The 23,396-nt window shown below is 70.6% G+C and carries 17 protein-coding genes; 8 read left to right on the forward strand and 9 right to left on the reverse strand.

The features are described 5' to 3' along the window. From ACWEPL_RS19185 to ACWEPL_RS19195, 3 genes are read left to right on the forward strand one after another with little or no spacing between them, the layout of a single operon-like run. On the forward strand, positions 1-705 hold the full coding sequence (locus ACWEPL_RS19185; protein WP_364252986.1) for a maleate cis-trans isomerase family protein: 705 nt from the start codon (positions 1-3) through the stop codon (positions 703-705). Further along, positions 702-1,868: an FAD-dependent oxidoreductase gene (locus ACWEPL_RS19190; RefSeq protein ID WP_350723058.1), complete on the forward strand. Its 1,167-nt coding sequence runs from the start codon at positions 702-704 to the stop codon at positions 1,866-1,868. The genes ACWEPL_RS19185 and ACWEPL_RS19190 overlap by 4 nt, the downstream gene beginning before the upstream one ends. Positions 1,869-1,912: 44 nt before the next feature. Further along, positions 1,913-3,643: a hypothetical protein gene (locus ACWEPL_RS19195; protein ID WP_452436959.1), complete on the forward strand. Its 1,731-nt coding sequence runs from the start codon at positions 1,913-1,915 to the stop codon at positions 3,641-3,643. 56 nt (positions 3,644-3,699) lie between these two features. On the opposite strand, the gene ACWEPL_RS19200 is transcribed toward ACWEPL_RS19195, so the two are convergent. Then, complete coding sequence (locus tag ACWEPL_RS19200) at positions 3,700-5,628, reverse strand: Xaa-Pro dipeptidyl-peptidase (RefSeq protein WP_452436960.1); 1,929 nt, start codon at positions 5,626-5,628, stop codon at positions 3,700-3,702. 72 nt (positions 5,629-5,700) lie between these two features. Here ACWEPL_RS19200 and ACWEPL_RS19205 point away from each other — a divergent pair, with 72 nt between their 5' ends. Beyond that, positions 5,701-6,765: an ADP-ribosylglycohydrolase family protein gene (locus ACWEPL_RS19205; RefSeq protein ID WP_452436961.1), complete on the forward strand. Its 1,065-nt coding sequence runs from the start codon at positions 5,701-5,703 to the stop codon at positions 6,763-6,765. Positions 6,766-6,875: 110 nt separating this feature from the next. Next, entirely contained in the window at positions 6,876-10,748 is a 3,873-nt protein-coding gene (gene hrpA, locus ACWEPL_RS19210; protein WP_452436962.1) for an ATP-dependent RNA helicase HrpA, read from the forward strand. Here the strand turns inward: hrpA and ACWEPL_RS19215 are convergent. Together ACWEPL_RS19215 and ACWEPL_RS19220 are read right to left on the reverse strand one after the other, a co-directional pair. Then, positions 10,738-11,463 (reverse strand): Uma2 family endonuclease, encoded by a 726-nt coding sequence (locus ACWEPL_RS19215; protein ID WP_452436963.1) that lies wholly within the window; start codon positions 11,461-11,463, stop codon positions 10,738-10,740. The two genes, hrpA and ACWEPL_RS19215, sit on opposite strands and share 11 nt — an antisense overlap. A gap of 105 nt (positions 11,464-11,568) precedes the next feature. After that, entirely contained in the window at positions 11,569-13,572 is a 2,004-nt protein-coding gene (locus ACWEPL_RS19220) for a catalase (RefSeq protein ID WP_452436964.1), read from the reverse strand. Positions 13,573-13,649: 77 nt separating this feature from the next. Here ACWEPL_RS19220 and ACWEPL_RS19225 point away from each other — a divergent pair, with 77 nt between their 5' ends. Further along, positions 13,650-14,303 carry an HAD family hydrolase gene (locus tag ACWEPL_RS19225; protein WP_363966098.1) on the forward strand — a complete coding sequence of 218 codons (654 nt, stop codon included), beginning with the start codon at positions 13,650-13,652 and terminating at the stop codon, positions 14,301-14,303. A 77-nt stretch (positions 14,304-14,380) separates the two neighbouring features. Here the strand turns inward: ACWEPL_RS19225 and ACWEPL_RS19230 are convergent, their stop codons facing one another. From ACWEPL_RS19230 to ACWEPL_RS19245, 4 genes are all read right to left on the reverse strand, one after another. Then, positions 14,381-14,707 carry a DUF5709 domain-containing protein gene (locus tag ACWEPL_RS19230; protein ID WP_350723043.1) on the reverse strand — a complete coding sequence of 109 codons (327 nt, stop codon included), beginning with the start codon at positions 14,705-14,707 and terminating at the stop codon, positions 14,381-14,383. A gap of 33 nt (positions 14,708-14,740) precedes the next feature. After that, on the reverse strand, positions 14,741-15,304 hold the full coding sequence (locus ACWEPL_RS19235) for a hemerythrin domain-containing protein (RefSeq protein ID WP_363966096.1): 564 nt from the start codon (positions 15,302-15,304) through the stop codon (positions 14,741-14,743). 35 nt (positions 15,305-15,339) lie between these two features. Beyond that, positions 15,340-16,593 (reverse strand): MFS transporter, encoded by a 1,254-nt coding sequence (locus ACWEPL_RS19240; RefSeq protein ID WP_363966094.1) that lies wholly within the window; start codon positions 16,591-16,593, stop codon positions 15,340-15,342. Positions 16,594-16,698: 105 nt separating this feature from the next. After that, complete coding sequence (locus tag ACWEPL_RS19245) at positions 16,699-18,432, reverse strand: ABC transporter ATP-binding protein (RefSeq protein WP_452436965.1); 1,734 nt, start codon at positions 18,430-18,432, stop codon at positions 16,699-16,701. 70 nt (positions 18,433-18,502) lie between these two features. Here ACWEPL_RS19245 and ACWEPL_RS19250 point away from each other — a divergent pair, with 70 nt between their 5' ends. Next, complete coding sequence (locus tag ACWEPL_RS19250; RefSeq protein ID WP_350723039.1) at positions 18,503-18,922, forward strand: MarR family winged helix-turn-helix transcriptional regulator; 420 nt, start codon at positions 18,503-18,505, stop codon at positions 18,920-18,922. A gap of 3 nt (positions 18,923-18,925) precedes the next feature. Here ACWEPL_RS19250 and ACWEPL_RS19255 read toward each other — a convergent pair whose 3' ends face one another. Together ACWEPL_RS19255 and ACWEPL_RS19260 are read right to left on the reverse strand one after the other, a co-directional pair. Further along, positions 18,926-19,915: an amidohydrolase family protein gene (locus ACWEPL_RS19255; protein WP_452436966.1), complete on the reverse strand. Its 990-nt coding sequence runs from the start codon at positions 19,913-19,915 to the stop codon at positions 18,926-18,928. A gap of 109 nt (positions 19,916-20,024) precedes the next feature. After that, on the reverse strand, positions 20,025-21,182 hold the full coding sequence (locus tag ACWEPL_RS19260) for a PucR family transcriptional regulator (RefSeq protein WP_363966089.1): 1,158 nt from the start codon (positions 21,180-21,182) through the stop codon (positions 20,025-20,027). 106 nt (positions 21,183-21,288) lie between these two features. On the opposite strand from ACWEPL_RS19260, the gene ACWEPL_RS19265 reads away from it, so the two are divergent. After that, positions 21,289-23,391 carry a M6 family metalloprotease domain-containing protein gene (locus ACWEPL_RS19265; protein ID WP_452436967.1) on the forward strand — a complete coding sequence of 701 codons (2,103 nt, stop codon included), beginning with the start codon at positions 21,289-21,291 and terminating at the stop codon, positions 23,389-23,391. Positions 23,392-23,396 lie beyond the last annotated feature (5 nt).

Here is a 23,396-nt window from a genome sequence, read left to right on the forward strand (position 1 = left end):
GTGATCGTGGCGCCCGCCAACCCCTCGGCGGAGCCCGAGCTCACCCGCCTGCTCGGGTCGCGCGCCGACATGCACGTCACGCGCTTCCCGGTACGGCCCGGGCAGTCTCTGGCCGAACGGCTGGAAAGCTACAACGAGGCCCTGCCCTCCATGGTCTACGCGTTCGACGCCCTGCCGCTGAGCGCGATGGTCATGGCCTGCAGCGAGCCCCGCTACCTCCTCGGTCCCGATGAGGACCGCGACCAGTGCGCCGAGCTGTCGGCCGCGACCGGGGTGCCCTTCGCCTCGGCCACGCAGGCCACGCGCGAGGCGATGGAACACGCCGAGGTGAGCGACATCGTGCTGGTCTCCCCGTACCAGCCGTGGCTGACCGAGCTGGCCGAGCGGTTCTGGAAGACGGCCGGGCTGAACGTCACCCAGGTCATCCAGGTACGCGCGAAGAACGGCTACTCCTCGTACGCGGTCACCCCCTCCGAGCTGATCAGCCAGGTCGAACTGGCCGAGCTGCCGGCGGACGCGGTGCTGCTGTTCACCGGCACCGGCATGGCCACGCTGCCCGTGCTCGGCCCCCTCAGCGCCGGCAACGACCGGATCCTGCTGACCTCCAACCTCTGCACGGCCTGGTGGGCGCTGTCCAGGACCATCGGGCAGCAGGTGACGCTCGGCCGCGTGCCGCACCGGCGGTACATGGGAGGCGCTGCATGAACGGCGTCATCGTGGTGGGAGCGGGGCCCGCGGGGCTGACCGCGGCGCTCTCGCTGGCCAAGGCCGGGATCCCGGTCACCGTGCTGGAGCGCGAGAGCGAGCTCAGCAAGCAGACCAGGGCCTGCACGTTCCACCCGGCCACGCTCGACCTCCTCGACGACCTGGGCGTGGCGTCCCAGCTCGTCGCCAAGGGCCGCGTCGTCGACCGGGTGCAGTGGCGCGACCGGTCCGGCATCGTGCTGGCCGAGATGGGCATGAACCGGCTCAACGGCCTGACCAGGCATCCGTTCAGGATCCACGCCGACCAGGCCGCGCTCACCCCGCTGCTGTTGGCGGCCCTCAGCGTCTACCCGGACGTGGACGTGCGGTTCGGCACCCACGTGGACGGCGTGGCCGAAGGTGGCACAGGGATCCGGGTCCGCGTCGGCCACACCTGGACGCGGGCCCGGTACATGATCGCCGCCGACGGCGCGCACAGCACGGTCAGGGGCTCCCTGGGCCTGCCGTTCCCCAGGTCCGCCTACCCGACGCAGGCGTTGCGGGTGTTCACCGACTCGCCGCTGGACCGGCTGCTGCCGAGCCTGGCGCCGCTGACGTACGTGCGGGACGTGCAGCAGTCGTGCACGCTGCTCGGGCTGCCGGACCACTGGCGGATCATCTTCAAGATCCCCTGCGACACGCACGAGCCGCTGTCGCCGCCGAACCTGTCCCTGCTGGTCCGCCGGGCCCTGCCGGGGGCGAGCGGGCCGATCCACGTGACGGGAGCCGACCGGTTCGGGCTGTCCAGGGGTGTGCTGACCTCGTACCGGTGCGGCCGGGTGCTGTTCGTCGGCGACGCCGCGCACCTGACCTCCACGGTCGGCGGGCTCAACATGAACGCCGGCATCCACGACGCGGCCGAGGTGGGCCAGGTGATCGCGGCCGTGATCGGCGGCTTCGCCCCGCCGGCGGCGCTGGAGGCGTGGGCCTGGCGGCGGCGCTCGGTGCTGCTGCAGCGGGTGATCCCACCTCGCGAGACCCGGCTCGCGGGAGTGCGGGAACGCGACAGCGCCAGGCTGGCGGCCGCCATGGCCGGGCTGCGCGCCATCGCCGGAGACCCTGACGCGACACGTGCCTACCTGGCACAGGCCTCATTACTGGACACCGTGCCAGGGAAGAGGTGACGACCCCCCGTTCCGCGTACTGACTGGAGGAGGTGTGACGCCGGATGTGGCGAACCCTGTCTGACGACGCTCGCCAGGCCATTCGCGACCTGTGCGACAAGCACGGAGCCCGCCTCTACGACTACTGCCGCACGGAGCTCGCCGCGGGCGACGCCGAGCAGGCGGTGGCCGGTGCGATGCTGACGGCGCACCTGTACGCGGATCGCGTGGTCGATCCGGCCCTGCGGCGGCCCTGGTTGTACGCGGTGGCCCGCGCGCACCGGGCGTTCGTCGCCAAGCCCGCGAGCATCGGCTCGTGGTCGCGGCCCGGCCGGATGTCGGAGCTGCTGCCCGAGGCGCTGCTCTCCCTGGAGCGCCCGCAGCGGGAGCTGCTCGACCTGTCCATGCGCCACGGCCTGGCCGACGCGGAGATCTCCGTGATCTTCGAGCTGCGCCAGGACGAGGTGCGGACCATCGTCACCCGGGCTGCCGAGTCCCTGGAGGAGTGGTTCGCCGCGATCATCGCCGCGCGGGGGCGCGACGGATGCCCCGACCTGACGGCACGCGTGTCGGCGTGGGTCGCGGCGCCCGGCCGGCGGGCCAGGGCCAGGATCGGCCGTCACATCCAGTCCTGCGCGACCTGCCGGGCCGCGCCCAGGACCATGTCGGCGGCGGCGCTGCTGCGCCGCCTGCCGATCACCACACTGCCCGGCACACTTCCCAACCGGCTGGCGTTGGCGCAGCCGTTGCCCGGCGAGGGGCCTCTCTGGCGGGCGGACGGCTTCCCCGTGCAGGCACGCACACTGGTGGAGACCGGTCCTTCCCCGGCTCCTCCGGTCGCCGACGCCACGCCGCAGATCCCGGTCGCCGACCCCACGACGGCGACCTCGGGAAAGCCCTGGTCGGCGGCGGGCGCGGCCGCCGCCGACCAGGAGCCCCCGGCGGCACCCGCCGTGCGCGGGCGGCACCCGTTCACGCCGCCGAGCCGTACGCGGGCCTTCCGCGGCGGCGCGTACGGGGACAAGCTCGTCTTCAGCGCCGCCATCAAAGGCTCGGGCAACGGCTCCCACAGCGAGGGCGCCATCATCCGGTACGGCGGGATCTCCCTGGGCGGTGATCTGGCCGAGCTGCGGGACGGGCAGGTTCAGGAGTTCTGGCGGGACCGGCTGGACGACGACGACCCCGAGGCGGGGCCGCCGATCAGGGCCGTGGCCAGGCTCGGCCTGATCGTGGGCGTGGGCCTGCTGGTGGCGGGGCTGGTCTGGGCCGTCGTGAACGCCCAGAAGCATCCCCCGACGCTCACCAAGGCCTCGGCGCAGACGGGCGGCCTGCTGGACGAGCCGTCGCGCTGGGTGGCCGGGGTGGCCCCGATGGCCGCCGGAGCCGGCCTGACGAGCATGGCCAGGAAGGCCGAGCTGCCCAAGCCCGCGCCTCCGGTGGCCAGGCTGTCGCCGGCGACGGCGTGGCTGGGCTCGGGGCGTACCGGAACGTTCGCGCTGTCGTGCGACGGACGCTGCGAGATCGTCTCCGCCAAGGGCACCGACGGCATCACCGTGTCCGGAAACACCTTCAAGGTGACCGCGCCGCTCTCGCGGCCCGGCTGCTCCGGGCGGTCGAGCGTGGAGCGGGGGAAGATCACCGTCCAGTGGGCGGGCCGGGCGACCGGTGACGGCAAGACGACCGGCGGCACCAGCGCCGGGGGCGGCACCCTGACCATGAGCGTCGCCTGGACGGTCCGGCAGAAGGGCACGCGGACGACGCTCGACTACCGGCGCGGCGTCCTCTCCTGCGGGTAGGGCCCCGGGCAGCGCGCCCGAGGCCCCCTCATACCGCTAGAAGCCCCCTCATACCGCTAGAAGAACGAGAACTCGCGATCGGGCTCGGGCAGCTCCACCCGGTCGGGACCGCGGAACGTGGTCGTGTCCTGCGGCACGTCCGCCAGCGGCGTGCCCAGGACGAACGGGACGACGACGCTCGACCTGGCCAGGTCCAGCGTCACGGTCGCGCCGGTGCCGGTCTCGTCGCTGTAGGTCGAGTCGGTGCCGGCCACCACGAGGCCGACCCGGTGGCCCTTCCTGAAGGTGTAGTCCTGCGGCAGCGTCAGCCACTTGACCGTCCCGTACGTGCCGGGCGGCAGCGGCGCGGCCTGGCTGAGCGAGTCGCGGTTCTGGACGTCGATCCAGCCGCGGGCGACGATCTCGAGCGGGCGGGTGGCCACGTTCGTGACGACCTTCTTGTAGCAGGCGTCGTCGGCCGCGGTGCTCTCGCCGTAGCAGTCCTCCTCGGTGAGCGTGGTGATGCCCTGGCCGCGGCGCCAGTCGACGCGGGTGCCGTCGCCGAAGTCGACGAGCAGGGCGGTCAGGTTGGAGGTGGGCTTGTCCAGCTTGACCCGCAGGTCCGCGGTGGGCGTGCCGGACAGGCGCAGGTCGAGCGGGAGCGCGCCCGTGGTGAACGCGACCCGTCCCGGGTTCGCCGTCCCGATGTCGGCCACCATGGCGCTCTCGGTCATGGCGACGTCGGTGAAGGAGGCGGTGGTGTTCCTGGCGGCGGGCTTCAGGCCGAGCGAGCCGTCGGGCGCGGGACGCAGGGACGCCTTGAGCGCGAACGGCGCCGGCCAGTCGTGCTGGGTGGTCCAGCGGGCCGGGCCGATCTCGACGTCGGCGCGGGGCTCGTTCATGATCCCGTTGCGTACGCCGTGCAGCCAGTGGTCGAACCACCGGTGCAGGGTGTCCACCCAGAGCGCGCGCCGGCCCTCGAAGTCGAACGGGTCCACGTGCTGGGTCTGGCCGACCCAGATCTTGCGCGGCACGTTGCGGTCGGCCAGGGCCTTCCACCAGGTCGAGAAGTTGTCGGGCTTGACGTTGAGGTCGTTGACCGTGTGGACGACGAACACGCTGGCCTTGACCTTGGAGGCGTCGCCGAGCAGGCCCTTGATGTAGTCGCGCTCGGCCCAGAACGGATTGAAGTCGCCCGTGTCGTCACCGTCCTCGGCGTCCATCCTGTCGCGCACGGCCTGGCACTTGGCCTCGGGGTCGGTGTCGACGTAGTTGGCCAGCCAGGAGGCGTAGTCGTGGTTGTAGATGACGCCGTTGGAGCGCTGGTACTTGTACCAGGAGCTGATGGCCGAGATGGGCACGATCGTCTTCAGGCCCTCGACGCCGGTGGCGGCGACGGCGTTGGCCAGGGTGCCGTCGTACGACTTGCCGATCATGGCGGCCTTGCCCGTCGTCCAGTCGGCCACGGCCGGGGTGCCGTCCGCCCTGAACGCCTTGGCGCGGCCGTTCAGCCAGTCGATGACGGCCTTGCCGCCCAGGACGTCCGCCTTGCCGCCGATGTCCGGGCAGCCGTCCGATCGGGTGGTGCCGAGCATGTCGACGTTGAGGACGGCGTAGCCGCGGGGGACGAAGTAGTTGTCGTAGAAGAGCGGAAATTTCGTGACATTTCCGGCGGCGTCGTAAATTTTGCGCTCTGCCTCGTTGCCGCGGCCGGAGTTGTCGTAGTACGGGCTCTCGTCGATGATCACCGGCACCTTGAGCCCCGGGCCGGACTCCTTGGGCCTGATGACGTCGACGCGTACTCTGTCGAGTTTGCCGTCGAGGTCGCTGTCGACGGTCGACTCGACGTACACGTGCTCGCGGACGGCGTCCGCGTAGGAGAAGACCGGCTGTGTACGGCCGTTCTGGACGGTGATGGCGGGTGCTGCTGCTGCCGCCGCCTGGGCGGGTGTCGCGATCGCGAGGGTGAGGGTGACGGCGAAGAGGGCCGGGCGTAATTGTGGCACGCGTGACCTCCGGGACGTGGGGCGAATCACCCGCAATCTCTCAGAACGCCCGGAGCCTGACAAGATTTCCCCATGGACGTACGGGATCGAGTACGAGGCTGCCTCCTCGGTGGCGCGATCGGCGACGCGCTCGGGTCGCCGATCGAGTTCCAGTCGTTGCGGGAGATCCGCAGGGAGCACGGGGCGGAGGGCATTACCGGATATGTCACGACGTGGCGAGGAAGATCCGGCCTCATCACCGACGACACCCAGATGACGCTCTTCACCGTGGAAGGGCTGCTCCGGGCCCGCGCCGCCCACGCTGGTGGACCCCCGGCCTCAGGGCAGGCGGCGTATCCGTACCCCGAGGTGGTGGAGCCGGTGCGGCAGGCGTACCTGCGCTGGCTCGACACCCAGAACCACCAGGCCCCGCCGCCCGCGGACCGCCCGCACCGCACGGGCCGGCTGCGCGAGGAAACCTGGCTGTACTCGCGCAGGGCCCCGGGCAACGCCTGCCTGTCGGGCCTGCGCCAGCAGTTCCCCGGGCCGTCCCCGCTGGGCGTGCCGGGCCCGGTGAACCCCGACTCCAAGGGCTGCGGCACCGTGATGCGCTCGGCCCCCTTCGGCCTGGTCGCGCTCTCCGGCGCCGCGGGGCCCGACCCTCGGGAGGCGTTCGAGGTGGCGGCGGCGTGCGCGCAGATCACCCACGGGCACCCGACCGGCTACCTGGCCGCGGGGGCGTTCGCCGCGATCACGGCGTACCTCGTGGCGGGCGAGGCCCTGGAGCCCGCCGTCCACCGCGCCCTGGACCTGCTGGCGGCCTGCCCGGCGCACGACGAGACCAGCGCGGCCCTGCGCGCCGCCGTGGCGCTCGCCGCCGGCGGCGGCGCGCACTCGCCGGAGCGGGTCGAGTCGCTGGGCGGCGCGTGGGTGGCCGAGGAGGCGCTGGCCATCGGCGTGTACTGCGCGCTGGTCGAGCCCTCCGTGGAGCGGGCCCTGCTGCTGTCGGTCAACCATTCGGGCGACAGCGACTCCACCGGCTCGGTGTGCGGCAACCTGCTCGGCGCCCTCCACGGCACCGGCGTCCTGCCCGCCGCCTGGCTGCGCCCCCTGGAGGGGCGCGACACGATCGAACGTCTCGCCGCCGAACCGGTATAGCCGCCAGGCGTCCCGGGCCAGGCGAGATATTGGGATGCGCGTCCCGCCGGTGTCGGGCAGCATGGTCGGTTGGCTCCGGGGACGCGGGGCTCAAATATCCTGAAAGCAGTATGGGAACGCCTTCCTTGTCCTCTCCACTCGCCGAGCTCCACTCCCGCCTGCCCGAGCTCATGCCGCGCGACCAGCGGCGACTGCGGCGCAGGCTCGACGGCATGCGCCGGGTCCGGTCACGTGACGCCCGGGACAAGATCGTCGCGGAGATCCTCGCCGACGTCGAACGCGCCGAGCAGCGGCTGGTCCGGCGGCGCGAAGCCGTACCGGTGGTGAAATATCCGGAAAACCTGCCGGTCTCCCAGCGGAAAGACGACATCCTGGAGGCCATCCGCGACCACCAGGTGGTGATCATCGCGGGCGAGACGGGCTCCGGCAAGACCACCCAGATCCCCAAGATCTGCCTGGAGCTGGGCCGCGGCGTACGCGGGCTGATCGGCCACACCCAGCCCCGCCGCATCGCCGCCCGCACGGTCGCCGAGCGCATCGCCGAGGAGCTCGACACCGGCCTGGGCGAGGTCGTCGGCTACAAGGTCCGCTTCACCGACCAGGCGAGCGACCGCACGCTCGTCAAGCTGATGACCGACGGCATCCTGCTGGCCGAGCTGCAGAACGACCGCATGCTCGACCAGTACGACACGCTGATCATCGACGAGGCCCACGAACGCAGCCTCAACATCGACTTCATCCTCGGCTACCTCAAGCAGCTCCTGCCCCAGCGCCCCGACCTCAAGGTCATCATCACCAGCGCCACGATCGACCCCGAGCGGTTCTCCCGCCACTTCGACGACGCGCCTATCGTCGAGGTCTCCGGCCGCACCTACCCGGTGGAGGTGCGTTACCGGCCGCTCAGCGAGGACGACGACCAGACCCAGGGCATCGTGGACGCCTGCCGGGAGCTGATCTCGGAGGGCCCCGGCGACATCCTGGTGTTCCTGTCGGGCGAGCGGGAGATCCGCGACGCCGCCGACGCTCTGGGCAAGGCCGAGTTCCGCAACACCGAGATCCTCCCGCTCTACGCCCGCCTGAGCGCCGCCGAGCAGCACCGCGTCTTCCAGCGCCACACGGGCCGCCGCGTGGTGCTGGCCACCAACGTCGCCGAGACGTCGCTCACGGTCCCCGGCATCAAATACGTCGTCGACCCGGGGTTCGCCCGCATCTCCCGCTACAGCCACCGCACCAAGGTGCAGCGGCTGCCGATCGAGGCCGTCTCGCAGGCCAGCGCCAACCAGCGCAAGGGCCGCTCGGGCCGCACCTCCGACGGCATCTGCATCCGGCTGTACGAGGAGGAAGACTTCCTCAGCCGGCCCGAGTTCACCGACCCCGAGATCCTGCGTACCAACCTGGCCTCCGTCATCCTCCAGATGACCTCGATCGGGCTGGGCGACATCGAGGCGTTCCCGTTCGTGGAGCCGCCGGACCGCCGCCAGGTCAAGGACGGCGTCAACCTGCTGCACGAGCTGGGCGCGTTCGACGTCCACGGCAAGCTCACCGGCGTCGGCCGCAAGCTGGCCGGCCTCCCCGTCGACCCGCGCCTGGGCCGCATGGTGCTGGAGGCCGAGAAGAACGGCTGCCTGCGCGAGGTCATGGTGATCGCCGCGGCGCTGTCCATCCAGGACCCGCGCGAGCGCCCGTCCGACAAGCAGCAGCAGGCCGACGAGAAGCACCGGCGCTTCGCCGACCCCGAGTCCGACTTCCTGGCCTACCTCAACCTGTGGAACTACCTGCGCGACAAGCAGAAGGAGCTGTCCTCCAGCGCCTTCCGGCGGCTGTGCAAGGCCGAGTTCCTCAACTACCTGCGCGTACGCGAGTGGCAGGACATCTACAGCCAGGTGCGCCAGTCGCTCGGCGCCCAGCCCAACAGCCAGCCCGCGCAGCCGTACCACGTGCACGCGTCGCTGCTGGTCGGGCTGCTGTCGCACATCGGCGTCAAGGACGTCATGGACAAGCAGCGGGGGCAGGACGGCCGCCGGCCGATCCAGGAATACCTCGGCGCCCGCAACGCCCGCTTCGCGATCTTCCCCGGCTCGGCGCTGGCCAAGAAGCAGCCGCAGTGGGTCATGTCGGCCGAGCTGGTCGAGACCTCCCGGCTCTGGGCGCGCGTCAACGCCAAGATCGAGCCCGACTGGGTCGAGCCGCTCGCCCAACACCTGGTCAAACGCACCTACTCCGAGCCGCACTGGGAGAAGAACCAGGGCGCGGTGATCGCCCTGGAGAAGGTCACCCTGTACGGGGTGCCGCTCGTGGTGGGCCGCAAGGTCAACTACGGCCGCATCGACCCCGACCTGTCGCGTGAGCTGTTCATCAGACATGCCCTGGTCGAGGGTGACTGGGACACCCACCACCGCTTCCTCAAGGACAACCGCAGGTTGCTCGGCGAGGTCGAGGAGCTGGAGAACCGGGCGCGCCGCCGCGACATCATGGTGGACGACGAGGCGCTGTTCGACTTCTACGAGCAGCGGGTGCCGGCCGACGTGGTCTCGGCCCGCCACTTCGACTCCTGGTGGAAGCAGGCCAGGCAGCAGACGCCCGACCTGCTCACGTTCTCGCCGGACATGCTGGTCAACGAGGGCGCCGACGTCAGCGCCCGCGACTACCCCGACACCTGGAAACAGCTCGGGCAGCGGATGAAGCTGACCTACCAGTTCGAGCCGGGCGCGGACGCCGACGGCGTGACCGTCCACGTGCCGCTCCAGGTGCTCAACCAGGTCAGCTCCGACGGCTTCGACTGGCAGATCCCCGGCCTGCGCGAGGAGCTGATCACCGCGCTGATCCGCTCCCTGCCGAAGGCCCTGCGCCGCAACTTCGTGCCCGCCCCCAACTACGCCAAGCAGGTGCTGGAGGGGGTCAAGCAGGGCGGCGAGCCGCTGCTGGCGGCCGTGGAGCGCGAGCTGCTGCGCCTGACCGGCGTACGCGTGCCGCGCGAGGCCTGGCAGCTCGACCAGGTGCCCGAGCATCTGCGCATCACGTACCGGGTGATCGACGAGCGCCGGCGCACGGTGGCCGAGGACAAGGACCTCGACGCGCTGAAGCGCCGCCTCGCCCCGCGCCTGCGGGAGACGCTCTCGCAGGCCGGCGACGACCTGGAGCAGACCGGCCTGCACACGTGGAGCTTCGGGACGCTGCCGAAGGTGTTCGAGCAGGGCCGGATGAAGGGCTATCCGGCGCTGGTGGACGCGGGCGACTCCGTCTCGATCAAGATCTTCGACACGGCGGCCGAGCAGCGCCGCTCCCACTGGCCCGGCGTGCGCCGCCTGCTCCTCCTCAACGTCACCAACCCGGCCAAATCCCTGCTGGGCGGCCTGTCCAACCAGGCCAAGCTGGCGCTGTCACGCAGCCCGCACGGCGGGGCGGTGGCGCTGTTCGAGGACGTGGTCAACGCGGCGGTCGACAAGCTGATGCTCGACGCCGGGGGCGCGGCGTGGGACCCGGCGGCCTTCGACCGCCTCTACCAGCACGTACGGGCTCACCTCCACGACACGGCGGCCGACGTGCTGTCGAAGGTGGAGCAGATCCTGAGCGTCTGGCACGCGGCGGGCGGCCGGCTGGGCGGCCTGCGGGAGAGCGCGTCGACGGACGACATCCGCGAGCAGCTCGGCAAACTCGTCTACGCGGGCTTCGTCACGGCGACCGGTTACCGGCGTTTGTCCGACATCTTGCGCTATATCCGGGCGATCGACCGCCGCCTCACCAAACTCCCCGAGGAGCCCTGGCGGGACCAGGAGTGGATGGACAAGGTGCACAAGGTCGAGGACGACTACCACGACGTGCTGGAGAAGCTCCCTCGGGCGCGGAGAGGGGATCCGGATGTGGTGGAGATCCGGTGGATGATCGAGGAGCTGCGGGTGAGCTTCTTCGCTCAGACGTTGGGCACGCCTACGCCGGTGTCGGAGAAGCGCATCACCAAGGCGATGGAGAAGCTCACGCCATGAAGATCGAGGTGTCGAGCTTGAAGTCGACGGGGGAGGGCAGCTTGATCGGGGTGCCAGTGATCACTCTGGTCATCGCCTGATAGACGCCATCCTTGATATCGCTGAACACGGTCACGCTCGGCTCATCGGCGATCGGATCGATCAGCAGGTAGACCGGCACCCGGCCCAGTGCGTAGAGACGTCTCTTCTCCTCACGGTCGGTGTGGACGCTGCTGGGCGAGACGACCTCGGCGACCATCAGCACCCCGGACGACAACAGCTCTCCCGGGCCCCAGCGAGGGCAGAGGGGGTGCGTCAGGACGTAGTCGGGTATGAGCGAGTCTCGGGGGCCTTCGACGCAGACGCTCAGGCCGCCGGGCGCTCCTCGCCATCCGCGCTCCTTGCACAACGGAGAGAGGGCGTCGTTCAGGTCCACGGCCATCCAGGTGTGTTCTGGGGTGCCCATAGGACTCACAATCAGCTTCCCTTCGATGACCTCGACCCGGAAGCCGGGGAGGGGGGGTAGGGCATCGAACAATTCGCGGGCGGTGCTTGGCCGTCGGGGGAGACGCACCCAGGTCGACTCCGGGTCGTCTTCGTGCTCTGCCTCGTCCGTGTGACGTTCCTCTTCGGCGGAGCCGGAGTGCTGCTCCTCCTCCACCGTGTCGGTGTAGTCCTCCTCCTCCTCCACTTCCACTGCGTCCGTGTGGAGCTCTTCTTCCACCATGGCGACCATGGATTCTCTCCCTTCGTATTCGAACGGGCACGCTAAGTATTCCATCCCCGGCGTCCCGTTGCCACGAAAATCGGCCGCCCCGTAAGGCGGCCGATTCGACGGGTGTCACGCCGGGACGGCGTCCACGTCGCGTTCGTAGAAGCGGTGGCCGGCGACCGCCGTGGCGAACTTCTCGGCGATCCCGTCCCCCATCACCACCCCCACATCGCTGGGCAGCCGCGCGGCCTCCAGAAGCTCGCGGCCGGACCCCACGGCCCCGATGGCCTTGCCGTGCTTGAACGCCTCCATGACGAAGAAGCGCGCCCGCCCCAGCGAGGCCAGGGCCGCGCCGTCGGCGGCCACCACCGCGTCGTAGAGGACCGAGCTCGCCGCGCCGAGCTGCCTGTCCACCGGGATGCCGGCCACGGTGCCCTCCGCCGGGGCCAGCACCTCGCAGATGGCGCCCTTGCCCTCCAGGGACTCGCGCAGGGCGGTCACCTCGCCGGCGTCCGTCCCGTCAGCCATGAGGATGGCGACCTTGCGGGTGGCGAGGCTCTGCGGCTGGCCGGTCATGCTGAGCGCCGGTGAGGCGTTGGAGTGGACCTCGGTCCTGGGCGGCTCGGGCAGGCCGAGCCCCTGGGCCACCTGGGCGGCCAGGTCGGGGTGGATCTGGCCCAGGTGCCGGACCACGCCCTCCTTGATGGGAGGCCGCTCCACGTGCCCGAGTTCGAACAGGAACGCGGCCACGATGTGCCGCTTCTCCCAGTCCGCCATGCTGTTCCAGAACAGGGTGGCCTGGCTGTAGTGGTCCTCGAAGCTGGGGCTGCGCTCGCGGATCTTCACGCCGTCCACCCGCTCCTGGTAATGCCGGTAGCCGTCGGTGGCCTCGGGGCGGTTGCCGCTGATGGAGTTGGGCGCGTAGCTGGTGCGCGACTCGTGGATCAGGTGCTGGTGGAAGCCGTCGCGCTGGTCGTTGCGCACCTCGTTCACCGGCCGGTTGACCGGGATCTGCGGGAAGTTGGGCCCGCCCAGGCGCAGGAGCTGGGTGTCGAGGTAGGAGAAGTTGCGGGCCTGCAGCAGCGGGTCGTTGGAGAAGTCGATGCCGGGCACGACGTTGGCGGTGTGGAAGGCGACCTGCTCGGTCTCGGCGAAGAAGTTCTGCGGGTTGCGGTTGAGCGTCATCTTGCCTATGGGTCGCAGCGGCACCTGCTCCTCAGGGATGATCTTCGTGGGGTCGAGCAGGTCGAAGTCGAAGTCGTGCTCCCGCGACTCGGGCACGAGCTGCACGCACAGCTCGTACTCGGGGTAGACGCCGCGCTCGATGGCCTCCCACAGGTCCCGGCGGTTGTAGTCGGGGTCGTTGCCCTGGATGCGCAGCACCTCGTCCCACACCAGCGAGTACGTCCCCAGCACCGGCCGCCAGTGCCACTTGACGAACGTCCCCTGCCCGGAGGCGTTCACCAGCCGGAACGTGTGCACCCCGAACCCCTGCATCATCCGGAAGCTGCGCGGGATCGCCCGGTCGGACATCAGCCACATGACCATGTGCAGCGACTCCGGCTGGAGCTGCACGAAGTCCCAGAACGTGTCGTGGGCCGACTGCGCCTGCGGGATCTCGTTGTGCGGCTCCGGCTTGACCGCGTGCACGAAGTCGGGGAACTTGATGCCGTCCTGGATGAAGAAGACCGGGAAGTTGTTGCCCACGAGGTCGAAGTTGCCCTGAGAGGTGTAGAACTTCGTGGCGAACCCGCGTACGTCCCGCACGGTGTCGGCCGAGCCGCGCGAGCCCGCGACGGTCGAGAAGCGCACGAACGTCGGCGTCGGCGTCGAGGTGTCGTTCAGGAAGGCCGCCGAGGTCAGGTCGCCGAGCGGCTCGTAGAGCTGGAAGACCCCGTACGCGCCCGCGCCCCTGGCGTGGACCACGCGCTCGGGGATGCGTTCGTGGTCGAAACGGGTGATCTTCTCGCGGAAGTGGAAGTCTTCCATGAGCGTCGGCCCGCGGGTGCCCGCCCGCAGCGAGTCGTCCGTGTGATCGACCGGGACGCCCTGATCCGTGGTCATGGTGAGGTCGTCGAGTGGGACGCGATCGGCGTCGAGCTGGCGGTGCTTCGCATCGCGCTCTGGCTTCATGAAGAAATCCCCCTTATAGGATTTGTCGGGCGCTTTTACCTAGGTGCCCGGCCGAACGGGTTGAAACGGGGGGATTGATGATCAAGGCCGTGGTGTTCGACGTCGGGGAGACGCTGATCAGCGAGGCGCGCATCTGGACGCGCTGGGCCGGGCGGCTGGGCGTGAGCGAGTTCGTGCTGATGGGCGCGCTCGGCGGGATGGCGGCGCTGGATCGCCCCCACATCGACGCCTTCGAGCTCATCCGCCCCGGCTTCGACGCGGACGCGGAGGATGCCGCCTGGGAGCGCGACGAGCCCGACGGCCTGCGCAACCACTTCGACGCCGACGACCTCTACCCCGACGTGCGCGACGCCCTGGCCGCCATCAGGGCGGCCGGATACCAGGTGATCATCGCGGGCAACCAGCCGGCGCGGGCCTACGGGGCACTGGTCGCCATGGACCTGCCCGCCGACTCCGTGCACACCTCCGAGGGATGGGGCGTGTCCAAGCCGGACGCCGGGTTCTTCGCCAAGGTCGCGGCGGTCGCGGGGCGGGAGCCCGGCGAGATCCTCTACGTCGGCGACCGGCTCGACAACGACGTGCTCCCGGCCGCCGCGGCGGGCATGCGCACGGCGCTGCTGCGCCGCGGCCCGTGGGGGTACCTGCACGCCGAACGCCCGCAGGCGGCGGCCGCCGACGCGATCATCGACGACCTCCACGCCGTGCTGCCCGTGCTGGAACGCCTCGGCTGAGCGCGAGTGTCGGGACGCGTTGGACGAACGCCCGCGCCGGAACGCCGCGCGAGCGGTGACGGCGGCGCGGGGACGGATCACGTGAGGTTCTCGTCGGAGTCGATGCGGATGGCACGCTCCTCCGCCGACAGGTCGTTCCCGTCGTCGTCGCCCCAATCGAGGGCGATCTCCTCGCCTTCCGTGTCGGGTGCCAGCCCTTCGTCCGGCTGGGTCAGCCGGTGCTTGGGGCGGGGCTCGTGGAGCCGGTCCCTGGCCTCGCGGCGAAGGCGTTCGTCGAGAGTGTCCCGGCGCTGGGGGTCGTCTTCCTTGACCTCGTGGTAGAAACCGAGATCCTCGGTCCACTCCTCGAACTCGATCGCCTGTTCGTCACTGAAGCCGAACCGGTCAGGAGGTTTTTCGGTCATACGCGCCCCCTACCCAGGACGCGGCCCGAAATCCTATGACTTGGCCTTGCTTAGGGCTTGGGCCAACTCTTCCTTGTCCATGTGTGACCGTCCGGGAATGTCGGCCTTCTTGGCCCGTTCGTACAGCTCGGACTTGCTGGCGCCCTCCCGGGAGCCGGCCGGCGCTGCCTGCTTGGGGACGCTGAGCGCCTTCAGCTCCTCCGCCCTGCGCTCCTTGAACGCCTTGCCGAGCTCTCGCAGCCCCTTGTCGCCGACCGACTTCGCCAGCGCGGGAAGGATCTTGCTCTCTTCTTCCTCGACGTGGTGAGTGACGGATTCGACCAGTTTCTCCAGCGTCATGCGGAACTCGGGGGTGCCGGGCTCGGCCCGTACAAGGGCGTCGAGCAGAATCTCGGCCTCCTTGTGCTCCTCGACGCTGTGGTGGGCGTCGATGCGCGGATATACCCGGTCCTCCTCGGCCCGCGAGTGCGCGATCAGGAGGGCGTGCAGCTCCGTCACGATGGCCTTCTGGTTGCCCTGACCCCTCTTGAGCCGTTCGAAGAGCGATTCCACGGTCCGGTGGTCTTTGGTGATCAAGGTGATGACGTCGGTTGCCATGGGGCCACCGCTACCCGAGGGACCGGTGTTCAGTCTCAGGCGTTCTCCAGGGCGGGGCGCGGCCGTACCGCCTGCCTGAGCGTCCGGCCGGACAGCCGGGCCAGCCCGGCGGTCGCGAGCAGCGCGGCCGCCACGCACGACACCCCGCCGATCTCCAGCGCGGCCCGCGGTCCGAGCGTGTCGCTGAGCCAGCCGAGCAGCGGTCCGCCGAGCGCGCCCGACCCCGCGCTCACGATGGACAGCACCGCGATGACCCGGCCGCGCATCGGCTCGGGGGTGTCGAGCTGCGCGCGGGCCGAGACGGTCGTGTCGAGCGTCACCGCGCCGGCCGCGATCGGCAGCAGCACGGCCGCGAACGTCCACAGCTGCGGCATCAGCCCGCTCAGCGCCTGCGCCACCCCGGTCACGAACGCCGTGATCAGCAGCAGCCGAAGCGTGAGCCGGGGCCGGGCGGCCGCCAGGAAGCCGCCGAGCACGGTGCCGACGGCGAAGACCGTGGACAGCAGGCCGTAGCCGGGGGCGCCCGCGTCCAGGGGGCCGGCGCTCATGGCGGCCATGGTGACCTGATAGTTGCGCCCCACGCTGCCCAGCACGAACCACAGGGCCAGCACGACGAGCAGCCACGGGGTGCGCAGCACGTACCGCAGGCCCTCGCGCACCGAGCCGCCCCGCCGCTCGGAGGGTGTGAGCAGGTGGAACTCCTCCCGGCGCATGGCCAGCACCGCCGCGACCACCACGAAGAAGCTGGCGGCGTTGATCAGGAACAGGCCCTCGTTCCCCGTGAACGGCAGCAGCACGCCCGCCAGGCTCATGCCCAGGATGCGGCCCGCGGAGTTGAGGACCGAGCCGAGCGCCATCGCGTTCGGCAGGTCGGCGGGCGGCACCACCTCGGCGCCGAACCGCCCGAGCGCCGGCCCGCCCAGCGCGTTGACCACCCCGCCGGCCAGCGCCACCCCGTAGATCGGCAGGACGGACTGGGCCCCGGTGGCCGCGATCATCGCCAGCACGGCCGCGAGCGCGGCCTGCGCGAGCTGCGCGGCGATCACGACCGGGCGGCTCGGCAGCCGGTCGGCCAGCGCGCCGCCCCACATGCCCAGCAGCAGCGTCGGCAGTGCCTGCATGACGAGGCTCAGCCCGACGCTGGTCGCCGAGCCGGTCAGCGTCAGGATGAGCCAGTTGACGCCCAGCACCTGCATCCAGGTGCCGGTCACGGAGATGAGGTCAGCTCCTGCCCAGAGCCGGTAGTTGTGGTGCCACAGCGCTCTGAACGTGGAGGAAGAGGGAGACAAAACGGGGTCCTAGCCTTCGAGATACACCGGGGGGTCAAACGCGGTGCTCGCAGGGGGAGATTCCGGTCTGACCAAAGTGTGAGGCAGGACACGCCCGTTTGAAGTTTAGACGAGCTCGAGCGGATGATCCCTGCTCACCAGCGCCGCGTAGTGGCTGGCGCGGGCCATCAGCTCGTCGTGGGTGCCGCGCTCGACGATCTTCCCGCCGTCCAGCACGACGATCTGGTCCGCGTCGCGGACCGTGGACAGCCGGTGCGCGATCGTGATGGTCGTACGGCCCCGCGCCAGCGCGTCGAGCGCCTCCTGCACGGCCCGCTCGGTCTGCGTGTCCAGCGCGCTGGTGGCCTCGTCGAGGACCAGCACCGGCGGGTTGCGCAGCAGCGTGCGCGCGATGGCCAGACGCTGCTTCTCGCCGCCGGAGAACCGGTAGCCGCGCTCGCCCACCAGCGTGTCGTAGCCGTCGGGCAGCGAGGCGATGTGGTCGTGGATGCGCGCGGCCCGCGCGGCCTCCTCCAGCTCCTCGTCGGTGGCCGACGGCTTGGCGAAGCGCAGGTTGTCGGCGATCGAGGCGTGGAACAGGTACGTCTCCTGCGACACCACGCCGACCGCCTCGCTCAGCGTGTCGAACGTCAGCTCCCGCACGTCCACCCCGTCGATCGTGACCCGCCCGCCGGTGACGTCGTAGAGCCTGGGCAGCAGGTAGCTGAGCGTGGTCTTGCCCGAGCCGGTCTCGCCCACGACGGCCAGGCTGGCGCCCGCCGGGACCTTGAGGTCCACGCCGGTGAGGGTGGGGGTCTCGCCGTACGAGAAGTCGACGTCCTCGAAGCGGACCTCGCCGCGCACGTCCCGCAGCTCCCGCGTGCCGGGGCGGATGTCCACCGGCAGGTCCAGATACTCGAAGATCCGCCCGAACAGCGCCAGCGAGGTCTGCACCTCGACGCCCAGCCGCAGCAGCGAGACCATCGGCCTGAACAGGCTGGTCTGCAGGGTCGTGAAGGCCACCAGCGTGCCGACCGAGATCGCGCCCGTGTGGCCGACCGCCCAGTAGATCATCGCGGGCATGGCCGCCATGACGATCTGGATGGACGACTGCCGCCAGCGTCCCGCCATGCTCGTCCGCACGCCGAGGTCGGCCAGCTCGTCGGAGGCCCGGCCGAAGCGCTCGGTCAGACCGTCGGAGCGGCCCATGGTGCGGCCGAGCAGGATGCCGCTGATCGACAGCGACTCCTGGACCATGGAGGCGATGCTCGCCAGCTTGCGCTGCCGCTCGTTGGTGATGCGCTTGCGCTCGCTGCCGACCTTGCGGCTGATCCACACGAACACCGGCATGAGCAGCAGCGAGACGACCGTCAGCCGCCAGTCGAGCGCGACCATGGCGACGATCGTGGCGATCACGGTGGTGAGGTTGGAGACGAGGGATGAGGCGGTCGAGGTGACGACCGACTGCATGCCGCCGATGTCGTTGGCGATGCGCGACTGGACCTCGCCGGTCCTCGTGCGGGTGAAGAACGCCAGCGACATGCGCTGCAGGTGGCCGTAGACGGCGATGCGGAGGTCGTGCATCACCCGCTGGCCCACGGTGGTGGACATCAGTGTCTGTACGACGTCGAACACGCTGGTGATGACCGCCACCGCGATCATGCCCAGGGCCAGCAGCGCGAGCAGGCCGGCGTCCCTGGCCGGGATCGCCACGTCCAGCACCTCGCGCAGCAGGAAGGGCGAGGCCAGCGACACCAGTGACGACAGCAGGATGAGGGAGCCCACCAGGGCCAGGCGGCCGCGGTAGGGGCGGAACAGCTTGATGATGCGCCCGAGGGGCGCGCGTGGTTCCTCCGCCAAGTGGCGCCTCCTTTCAGATGTCCACTCAAACAGAGGTTAACTCATATTTGTTCCGGCTAAACTTATCGACATGGGAGAAAAGGAGCTCGCCGAGCTCTTGCACCTGGTCAGCCGGCGGTTGCGGCGCGGGTACGTGGACCGGCTGGTCCCGCTGGGGCTCAACCCGGGGCAGGCGCGGGCCCTCCGGGCGCTCGCCGAGGCCCCGGAAGCGCTGCGGATGGTGCGGCTGGCCGACGAGCTGCGGATCGTGCCGCGCTCGCTCACGCCGGTGGTGGACGCGCTGGAGGAGGCCGGGCTGGCGCGCCGCGAGGTGGATCCCGCCAATCGCCGCTCCACGTTGGTGGTGATCACTCCCGAGGGGCGCCGGATGGCCGAGCGCGCCCGCGAGGCCCGCCGGGACGCGGGTCAGGACCTGTTCACGGTCCTGACGGAGGAGCAGCGCGACCAGCTCCGTGACCTGCTGGGCCTGGTGGAGTCCCAGTTCCGCTAGCGATCAGGCCGCGGGGAGGACGGTGCCGCCGAGGACGGTGCCGAGGCAGGGTGGCTGGGCCAGGAGCGCGGCGTACGGGTAGCGTCCGCGGGCGTCGAAGACGGCGAAGTCGGCGCGGGTCCCCGGGGCCAGCGACCCGATGCGCCCCTTGCCCCGGTGCATCCCCAGCGCCCGGGCCCCGCCCATGGTCGCGGCCGCCACCAGCCTGCCGTCCAGCCCTCGGGTCCGCAGCCCGAGCTCGCGGGCGTGCTGCCGGATGCCCCGCGCCACCCCGAGCACCCCGCCGGTACCGCCGGTCGGACCGCCGTCGCCCCCGGTGCCGAGGGCTACGGTGTTGCCCTCGTCGAGCAGGGCCAGCACGTCGGGGGCGGGCGACGCGCAGACGGCCACCACGGTCTTGCGCAGCCGCAGCAGCTTGCGCTCCCCGGGGTCCAGCGGCCGGGAGACCGCCACGTGGCACAGCGGTCCCAGCACCCCCGCCTCGTCCAGCACGGCGGGGGAGAGCCGGTCCAGATCGACCAGCAGGCGCAGCCCGAACGTCCTGGCCAGCACCGCCACGTCCTCCAGCACCTGCGGGTCCGGTGTGTGCGCCGCGATCCCCACCGGGCAGGGCCGGTCGACCTCGCGGATCGCCGTGATCACCGCGTCCCGCCCGCGGGTCTCCCACTCCTCCTCGCTCGCGCTGGTCACCTCGACGTACGAGATCCCGGGCACCCCGGCGGGCTCGGCCAGGTCGGAGACCACCCTGGCCCGCGCCGTCACCCCGGGTCCGGCGACCGGCCCGGAGGCGGACCCCGCGGCGCGGGCGTCGACCAGCCCGGCCACGATCATGCCGGTCCACCGCCGCTCCTCGGCGGCGGGGAAGGACGTGGTCACCGAGGCTCGCGTGCCCACCTCGACCACCCGGTCGCCCTTGAGTGCCACGGCCCCGTCACGAATGGGATCGGCGCATACCGGCAGGACGAGCGGGCCGGAATGGACCACGACGGGCATGGGCGCGCGCCTGTTCAGGACCGGACCGGCACGTTTCGCAGACGGCATCGGCACTCCCGTCGGATCATCCCTGTCAGGGCATTAAACGTGAGCCCTGTCAGGTTCGCAATTAGGACAAATTATGTGATTCTCTCGGTAAATATCGACCGGAGAGGCGGGCGAGTTTCAGGCTCAGGTGCAGCGCGAGCCGCTCGCCCCCGTCCTTCAGGTCGGTACGGGCCAGCTCCTCCACCCGCTGCAGCCGGTAGTACAGGGACGTCCGGTGCAGCCGCAGCGCCCGAGAGGTGGCGACCGCGCTCCCGGCCAGGTCCAGGTAGGTCTCCAGGGTCTCCAGCAGCGGCAGGTACTGGGCGTCGGCCAGCAGTCCCTCCAGCCCCGGATGCAGCTCCTGGTCGGGCAGCTGGGTGAGCATCCGGTAGACGCCGAGCCGCGCCCACTCGGCCGTGCGCCCGAGCCCGGGCACCCGCGAGGTCACCTCGGCCGCGTGCCTGGCCTCCCGGTACGACTCCGCCGCCTCCGCCAGCGCCGGCCTGGTCCGCCCCACCCCGACCACCACCGGCACCGGCATGGCCGCGTGCAGCTCGTCGGGGGAGACCGGCGGCCCGGCGGTCAGCAGCACGGCGTGGTCGTAGCGGACCAGGTGCAGCGGATGGTGACCGTTCAGCCGCCGCCGCAGCGCCAGCAGCCCCTGCTCCAGCCCCAGCCTGAGCGCCTCGTCCGGCTCGGCCCCGCGCGGCTTGGCCACCAGTACGGTCACCGGCTGCGCCTGCGGGAACGCGCCCGCCTCGATGAGCTGCCTGGCCGCGTCCCGCTCGCCCGCCAGCAGCCCGGTGACCGCCTCCAGCTCCCGGTGGGAGGCCAGCCCGCTGGCCAGGCTCTCGTGGAACAGGGCCAGCGCGAGTGCCGGGGCGGCGGCCCCGGCCTCGGCGATCTCGGTGTCGGACATGGCCGGCTCCGCGTCGACGAACCACAGGAAGCCGAGCAGCGCGTCCGCGTGCCGTACCGGGACGCACACCCGCGGCAGCAGGCCGAAGTGCGGCGCGCCCGGGGTGCGCACGGGCCCGGTCGCCTCGTGCACGCCGGCCGCCCGGAACCACTGCCGCACCTCGGGAGTGGTGCTGCGGCGCAGGATCGAGTCGCGGCGGATGTCGTCCATGGCGCCGTTCTGCTCGCTGTACGCCACGACGCGTTGCACGCGGTCCTCGAGCAGCAGGGGGCGGCCGAGACGCGCGGCGAGCTCGTCCACGGTCCGCTGGAGATCCGCCACACCAACACCTTTACGTGGATATTTCAACAATTGTCGGAAAGACGACTACGGTTCTTCCCTACAACTGATCGGTGATCTCCGTCAATATCGTCTATACCGTCAATCCGTGATTGCCCCGAAGAAGCTGCTGAAGGGTTTGCTGGCGGCCATCGTGCTGATCCCGGTGAGCCTGATGGCGACCCCTGCTTCCGCAGCACCCCCCACCGATCCCGAGTATCCGTGGCGGCAGAACCACTGGCCGCAAACGCAGCCCTGGCAGCTCGACGAACCCGCCGACGCCCAGGCCCTGCGCTCCGACCCAGCCGGCGGCATCAAGCCGATCGATCCGCAGAACTGGGAGAATCCCGACAACATGACGTGGGCGGACTACAAACGGCCGCCCGGCACCAAGTGGAACGACCCCGCCGTCAAGGGGTCGAAGCGCACGTTCAAGGGCGCGCTCGTGCTGCTCGACTACCCGAACCAGTCGTTCGTGGTGACGCAGCCCAAGGGCTCGACGATCTACGCGAACCCCAGCGCCGAGGCCCACGACGTCCCGCGCGACCAGGTGGCCAAGTTCTACCAGGACTTCCTCAACACCCCGAACGACCTCAACAAGGGTCACACCATCCACGAGTACTGGATGGAGGACTCGGGCGGCAGGTACGGGGTGGAGCTGACCGGGTTCGGGCCCTACACGCTGTCGGGCAAGGACCACGAGTACGCGATGGAGTTCCAGGGCGGCACCGGCTGCCCGGCGGGTGACACCTGCAACAAGAACCTGCGTACCGAGGGCAACGCCGCCTGGATCGCCTCCGTAGGCGAGGAGGTGGCCAAGCAGTTCGACTTCGTCTTCTACCTGAGCGCCGGTCAGGACGAGTCGTCCACCTGGCAGGAGTTCGGGATGATGAAGTTCCCGACCAAGGAGGACGTACCGGACGAGTGGGGCCCGCCGGACCCCGCGCTGCCCAACTGGGTGGCCACCCGCTACGTCGACTGGACCTCGTGGCAGGCCGGCTCCAACTTCTGGCCGAACGCCCGCTTCGGCATCGACTCGGTCCAGGCCGAGAGCTCGGGCATGGCCGTCTACGCCCACGAGCTGAGCCACATCATGGGCATCGCCGACAACTACAACAACCCGTACGGCGTGCCGGCGCGCAGGGCGTACACGGGCGTCTGGGAGATGCTCAGCCGCGGCAGCTTCAACGGCCCCGGCGGCCCGCACTCCCGCTGGCTGATCCCGCCGACCGCCGGCGCGTCCATGGGCGCCCAGCACATGCTGCGCAACAAGATCAAGCTGGAGATGGTGGACGAGCAGAACGTCTTACGCCTCTCGCGTGAGGCGCTCGACGAGTCGGGCCTGGTCACCGCCCGGGTCGTGGCCCGCGCCGTCCAGCCGGGCAAGAACGAGCTGTCCGGCGTCAACATCTCCTTCGACACCGGCGACAAGAGCCCCGCCTGCGACGTCACGACCAACCCGCTGTGTGACGGCGGCGGCTACGAGAACTACACGGTCGAGGTCGTGGACCGCGTGGGCACCGACTCCTTCACGCCCGACTCCGGCGTCCTGCTGGCCAAGACCAAGAACCAGGACCGGTCCCCGTTCGAGTGGGTGATCGACGCGAACCCGCAGGACATCGGCATGACCGACTACGTGCTGCCCGACGGGACGAAGGTGCCGATCACGGTCGGCGACTACCGCCAGCTCGCCGACGCCCTCTTCCACGCCGGCACGGATTCCGGCAGCGAGTACGAGTACGTCGACCAGGCCAACCGCCTGCACTTCTACGTCACCGACGTCAAGCGCGACCGCGACGGCGAGCTGTCCTACACGGTCGCCATCCGCTCGCTCGACGGCGCGGGACCGCAGAAGCGCGGCGTCAAGCTGCTCCCCTCGGCCGGCCTGCCCACCGCCAAGAACATCTCCACCTGCAAGTTCCCGCTGTTCAACACCGGCAAGGCGGCCCCGGCGCAGGGGCAGCACCCGGAGGACGTCAGCGCCTACCTGAACTCCGACGTCTACCGGCTCAAGGCCGAGATCCAGGGCAAGGGCTGGACCGCCCAGATCCCGAACGCGCTGGACTCCGTCGCGTTCGGCAAGCAGGACCTCGTCACCGTGAACGCCGTGCGCGGGACCGGCGGCGACCGCCTGGCCAGGGTCAAGCTCACCGCCACCTCGGAGAGCGACCCGAGCAAGACGGCGACGGCCACCTGTCATGTGATCGGCTAACAGAT

This window comes from Nonomuraea sp. NPDC004186 (assembly GCF_053603495.1).

Excerpts from the sequence above, each read along its gene's own strand:
- ACWEPL_RS19230 (WP_350723043.1), bottom strand. The coding sequence starts at position 14,707 with ATGACCGAAAAACCTCCTGACCGGTTCGGCTTCAGTGACGAACAGGCG.
- ACWEPL_RS19225 (WP_363966098.1), top strand. The coding sequence starts at position 13,650 with ATGATCAAGGCCGTGGTGTTCGACGTCGGGGAGACGCTGATCAGCGAG.
- ACWEPL_RS19235 (WP_363966096.1), bottom strand. The coding sequence starts at position 15,304 with ATGGCAACCGACGTCATCACCTTGATCACCAAAGACCACCGGACCGTG.
- ACWEPL_RS19250 (WP_350723039.1), top strand. The coding sequence starts at position 18,503 with ATGGGAGAAAAGGAGCTCGCCGAGCTCTTGCACCTGGTCAGCCGGCGG.
- ACWEPL_RS19190 (WP_350723058.1), top strand. The coding sequence starts at position 702 with ATGAACGGCGTCATCGTGGTGGGAGCGGGGCCCGCGGGGCTGACCGCG.
- ACWEPL_RS19195 (WP_452436959.1), top strand. The coding sequence starts at position 1,913 with ATGTGGCGAACCCTGTCTGACGACGCTCGCCAGGCCATTCGCGACCTG.
- ACWEPL_RS19255 (WP_452436966.1), bottom strand. The coding sequence starts at position 19,915 with ATGCCCGTCGTGGTCCATTCCGGCCCGCTCGTCCTGCCGGTATGCGCC.
- ACWEPL_RS19220 (WP_452436964.1), bottom strand. The coding sequence starts at position 13,572 with ATGAAGCCAGAGCGCGATGCGAAGCACCGCCAGCTCGACGCCGATCGC.
- ACWEPL_RS19215 (WP_452436963.1), bottom strand. The coding sequence starts at position 11,463 with ATGGTCGCCATGGTGGAAGAAGAGCTCCACACGGACGCAGTGGAAGTG.
- ACWEPL_RS19205 (WP_452436961.1), top strand. The coding sequence starts at position 5,701 with ATGGACGTACGGGATCGAGTACGAGGCTGCCTCCTCGGTGGCGCGATC.
- hrpA (WP_452436962.1), top strand. The coding sequence starts at position 6,876 with ATGGGAACGCCTTCCTTGTCCTCTCCACTCGCCGAGCTCCACTCCCGC.